The organism is Pseudotabrizicola sp. 4114 (assembly GCF_031457365.1).
Taxonomy (GTDB): domain Bacteria; phylum Pseudomonadota; class Alphaproteobacteria; order Rhodobacterales; family Rhodobacteraceae; genus Pseudotabrizicola.
The window spans coordinates 1-4509 of record NZ_JAVDWP010000038.1 but is presented as its reverse complement, the minus strand read 5'-3'; the positions used below and the strand labels follow the sequence as shown (position 1 = coordinate 4509).

The 4509-nt window shown below is 55.3% G+C and carries 3 protein-coding genes and 2 pseudogenes; 2 read left to right on the top strand and 3 right to left on the bottom strand.

The features are described 5' to 3' along the window. The first annotated feature begins 234 nt into the window (after positions 1-234). Complete coding sequence (locus J2X53_RS22350; protein WP_349039691.1) at positions 235-1533, top strand: ATP-binding protein; 1299 nt, start codon at positions 235-237, stop codon at positions 1531-1533. Positions 1534-1780: 247 nt separating this feature from the next. On the opposite strand, the pseudogene J2X53_RS22345 reads toward J2X53_RS22350, so the two are convergent. Both J2X53_RS22345 and J2X53_RS22340 read right to left on the bottom strand, forming a co-directional pair. Further along, a pseudogene (locus J2X53_RS22345) lies at positions 1781-2155 on the bottom strand (RlmF-related methyltransferase); the annotation flags it as partial. A gap of 68 nt (positions 2156-2223) precedes the next feature. Further along, a complete protein-coding gene (locus J2X53_RS22340; protein ID WP_349039690.1) occupies positions 2224-3156 on the bottom strand; it encodes an IS5 family transposase in 933 nt (310 codons plus the stop codon). A gap of 395 nt (positions 3157-3551) precedes the next feature. Between J2X53_RS22340 and J2X53_RS22335 the strand changes: the two genes are divergently transcribed. Continuing rightward, on the top strand, positions 3552-4106 hold the full coding sequence (locus tag J2X53_RS22335; protein ID WP_349039689.1) for a hypothetical protein: 555 nt from the start codon (positions 3552-3554) through the stop codon (positions 4104-4106). 19 nt (positions 4107-4125) lie between these two features. Here J2X53_RS22335 and J2X53_RS22330 read toward each other — a convergent pair. Then, positions 4126-4445: pseudogene (locus J2X53_RS22330) on the bottom strand (transposase); the annotation flags it as partial. Positions 4446-4509: the final 64 nt, after the last annotated feature.

The window sequence follows — 4509 nt, the reverse complement described above, 5'->3', positions numbered from 1 at the left end:
CCGCTATGACAGGTGCGCCAAGACCTTCCTCTCCGCCGTCGCCCTCGCCGCAACTGTCATGTTCTGGCTTTGACGATCAATGAGTCTGGACCCTAGAAGCGAAGCAGTTGTCAGCGGCTGCACCAATTGTGAGCGCTTGCTTTCGAACTAGGAGGAAGGAATACTCATCGCATCGAGCGGGAAGCTATTTGCCCGTTGAATCGACTGCGTGACTTCAGAAGGTGGTATTCACCATTGCGTGGCCAGTCCAATCCCTCCGAAGAACTTGCTCGCCTTTTTGAGGTGGAGTATGGCAACCGCAGAGAGGTTGCCGTCCGTCTTCTTGGGGTGATTGGGGGCAGTGGCCTTCTTTACGGCTATACCGGTTGGAACAGCTCTTGGGTCTGGGCAGCATCTTTTCTCGTCGCTCATGCAACCTATCACTTTTTTCTCAAGGCGCGGATGCCTCGCGCAACACCTCGGGACGAGGTTATTTCGGGACTGCTTTTCCTTTTACTATTGGCCAGCTTCCTCTGGATGCCTGCCCTCATGATCTGCGAAAACGATCGCGCCTTGTCGATTTGCGGGGCAGCTTTGGTCGGCTGCATCCTCGTCTTTCTGGTTCGACGCAGCGACAGCGCTCCAATTATGGTCTATGGAGAAATAGCAGTGGTCGGGACAATGATTGCGGTGGTCTTCCTAAAACTGATCCCACAATTCACTGACCCTTTCGCAAAGCTCGGACTCATAGCGAGCGGTTCTGCGCTGCTGTACTATTTTGTCGAAGCGGCACAAGTTTCTAGGCGGCTGCGCATTAAAGCTGCCGAGGCCAACCTACGATCACGCCAAGCGGAGAAGATGGCGGCCATCGGGCGCTTGGCCGGAGGGGTTGCACATGACTTCAACAACAACTTAACCGCAATTCTTGGCCATCTGGAACTTTTGGCGCTTGTCGAAGACCCGGAAGAGCGACACGCATCGATCGCCGAGGCTTCGGTCGCAGCGCGACAGGCGGCTAAGACGGTTAAGCAATTGCTGGCCTTCGCCCGGAAAGAACGCCTGTCTTTAGCCCTGCAGGACAGCGATGAAATCCTTGAAGGGCTCGTGTCGCTGACCCGTCGGCTTATTCCGACCTCGGTCTCAATCAAGATCGAACGAGGTTTGGAAAAACAAAATTTCATGGCGGATCGGGCGCAGCTTCTTTCGTCTTTGATCAATCTGGTGATCAATGCAGTTGATGCCATGCCAAATGGCGGAGATATCACACTTTCCAGTTTGGTCGTCCGTTTGACCAAGGCGCAAGTTATTGCTGACGGATCGTCCTTGGGGGTGGGGAAATATGTGAAGATCACGGTGCAGGATCAAGGAAGTGGCATCCCGACGCATATTCTGCCCCAAGTTCTTGAGCCGTTCTTCACGACAAAGGCAGTTGGTAAAGGCACTGGGCTGGGCCTTTCGATGGCTTTTGGCGTGTCCAGAGAATTGGGTGGCGGTTTGACGATTGTCACCTCTGAAATGGGCACGTCAGTCTCGATCTTCTTGCCCGCGACCTAGTTCAATCCTGAGGGGACAAGGACTTCGCTTGTGACCATGATCGCAGTGAATACATTTTTGCGCAGGCTGGATGTGGATATGGAAGGTTCAGGCCACGGGGTGTACCCTCTCGGCCGGCCCTGAGCAGCCGCTCGAGAGCGGGCCGCCGCTGCGGCGCGGCGGCCCCTAAAGCGGTCGCTCATCAAGGAACACCGCAGTTTAACCTGATGAGTGCCTGTGCGCTGACCTGTTGCTGAACCTGATGCACCTATAGGGATCTCTGCCCTTCTGGATAGTAAGTCCAGGCAATAAACCGACTGGTCTTCTGGCCCTGCGCCATTTCGACAACCTTGAATTCGGCAACTTTCGCTTTCTTCAGCAGTCTGGAGAGTGGCTTGAGGTTGTCTTTCTTGGACACCAGGCAGGTGAACCATAGGCAATGGTCGGCGAAATTCATGCTCTGCTCGACCATTCTGGCGATGAAGCTGATTTCGCCACCCGGGCACCAGAGCTCGGTATTCTGGCCGCCAAAATTGAGTTCGGCAGAGGGGCCCTTGCCAAGATTCCGCCACTTGCGCCGCGTGCCCTCTTCCGCCTGTGCAGGCGACGCATGAAACGGGGGATTGCACAGCGTCAGATGGAAACGATCATCAGAGCGGCGTTGTTGCGTAACTCACGCTTGAGGCATGATGGCCCCTTTCCCCGTCAGCATCAGGCCACGCGAACGATCTCGGCCGTTCCAAGGGCCGAGAAGCGGTTCATCAGTGCGATGCGGATCTGGATTTCAGCGGTCTGGCGGTCAGGGTCTCTTGCTGCGATGCGTTCACCGAAGGCCTTCAGGCACCGCATTTTCGCCTCGATGCGGCTGCGGACATGGTATCCCGTCCAGCGCTTCCAGAATGCCCGGCCATAGTGCCGGGTGGCACGCAGGGTTTCGTTTCTAGCGATTGCGGCCGGGCAGTCCGCTTTCCAGGGTCGACCGTTCTTGCGGATCGGAATGATCGCGGTGGCCTGGCGGTCGATGATGGCGGTGTGACAGCGGCGGGTGTCATAGGCACCATCGGCGGTCACGGTGCCGATGTCTTCGTCCTCGGGGATCTGGTTGAGCAGTTCCGGCAGGACCGGACTGTCGCCATCGCTGCTGGAGGTGAATTCCACCGCGCGGATGTCCGAGGTGGCGGTGTCCATGGCCAGATGCACCTTGCGCCACTGGCGTCGGCCCTGAACACCATGCTTTCGGGCCTGCCACTCGCCATCACCGAGGAACTTGATGCCGGTGCTGTCGACGAGCAGGTTCAGGGGGGCATCGGCGCGCCGATAGGGCATCTCGACGGCCAAGGTCTTCTGCCTCCGGCACAGGGTCGTATAGTCTGGCACAGCCCAGTCCAGCCCAGCCATCTTCAGCAGGCTGGCCACCATCCCGGTCGTCTGCCTGAGCGGCAGCTTGAACAAGACCTTTATCGTCAGGCAGAACTGGATCGCCGCGTCCGCAAACACCGCAGGTCGACCGGGGCTGCCGTCATGCGGCCCAAGCCAGGACATGTCCTTGTCCAGCCAGATCAGCAGGGATCCGCGCTTGCGCAGAGACGCCGTGTAACTGGACCAGTTCGTCGTGCGGTAGCGGGCGGGTGATGGCTTGCTCATGCGCCCCGTCTAACCGCATCGATTCGCGATGTGAATCCTTGGAAGACAGGGTTTTGCAACAACGCCCCCATAGTGCTTCCTTCCATTCCTGCGAAAGGATCGCACCATCAAAACGGGGGGTCAAACACCTAGCTGGGCACTTTCCAGTAATATATTATTAACCTTGATCCGCATAGAAATGGAAGACGAGGAGCAGCGTCCACTAAACTGATCAATTCACAACCAGAGCCACCCAAAAATGAACCAATATTCCTTCCATATCTGAAAAACTCCTGCGATGGAGAGCTCTAGCGATGCGACATGGCTATCAGCCCTGACAATGGGAAGCAGGCGCTGAACAAATATCACGATCACACGCCGGCCGAAATATAAAAGCATGGGTGTGCGTTTATATAATGACGGTCAACCAGCATTGTGAGCTGCCGAAGCCAATTTATGCCAGCCGATCAGAATATAGGAACCTCAAAATGCCAAACGCTGACTATCTTCGGGCGCCACTGGATCCGATAGGCGCAATGTTCATAATGGGTATCAACTATAAAACCTACCGTAAGTTAACGGATCATGGATTCTTAGGTCAAGCTCCTGGAGCTAAACAATACATTATATCCGTACTGCAATACCACTCGTTTTGGGATATTGTGAACTGTGAAGCGAGGATACACTTTAACAACTACAATCTAGTCGATGAAATGTATGTGAATCAACTCCTTGATGAAATTGCCTTTGAACTTGAGTCGGAAGATTGGGGCGACATCTTTAACGAAACCCAGGTTGGATTTCCAAATTTTCCGGTAATACAGAAGCTATCTATAAATACCGTCGAAGTGGAATGTAGTGTATATCAGATAATTCAAAATGTCGCGACAAGATTCATGGCATACTTAGGCGCTGTTGACAAAAGTGTTTCACAGGGCGCGCAGATCGTGATGCAAGCTGGTATCCACTAGGGTCCAGACTCATTGATCGTCAAAGCCAGAAGATGACAGTTGCAGCGAGGGCGACGGCGGAGAGGAAGGTCTTTGCGCATCGGTCGTAACGGGTTGCAACGCGGCGCCAGTCTTTCAATCGGCCAAACATGATCTCGATCCGGTTGCGGCGCCGGTAACGCCGTTTGTCGTAGCGGACCGTCTTGCCGCGGGACTTCTGGCCTGGGATGCAGGGGCGTATCCCCTTGTCTTTCAACGCATCCCTGAACCAGTCGGCGTCATAGCCTCGGTCGGCGAGCATCTATTCCATTCCGCAGTGGGCAAACTGCCCAGCAGGGCTGCGGCTCCGGTGTAGTCGCTTCTGTGGTTGCCGCCCGTAGTGCAAGGAGTTTTCGACCGTATTGGCGTGTAATCGAGTGCGAAC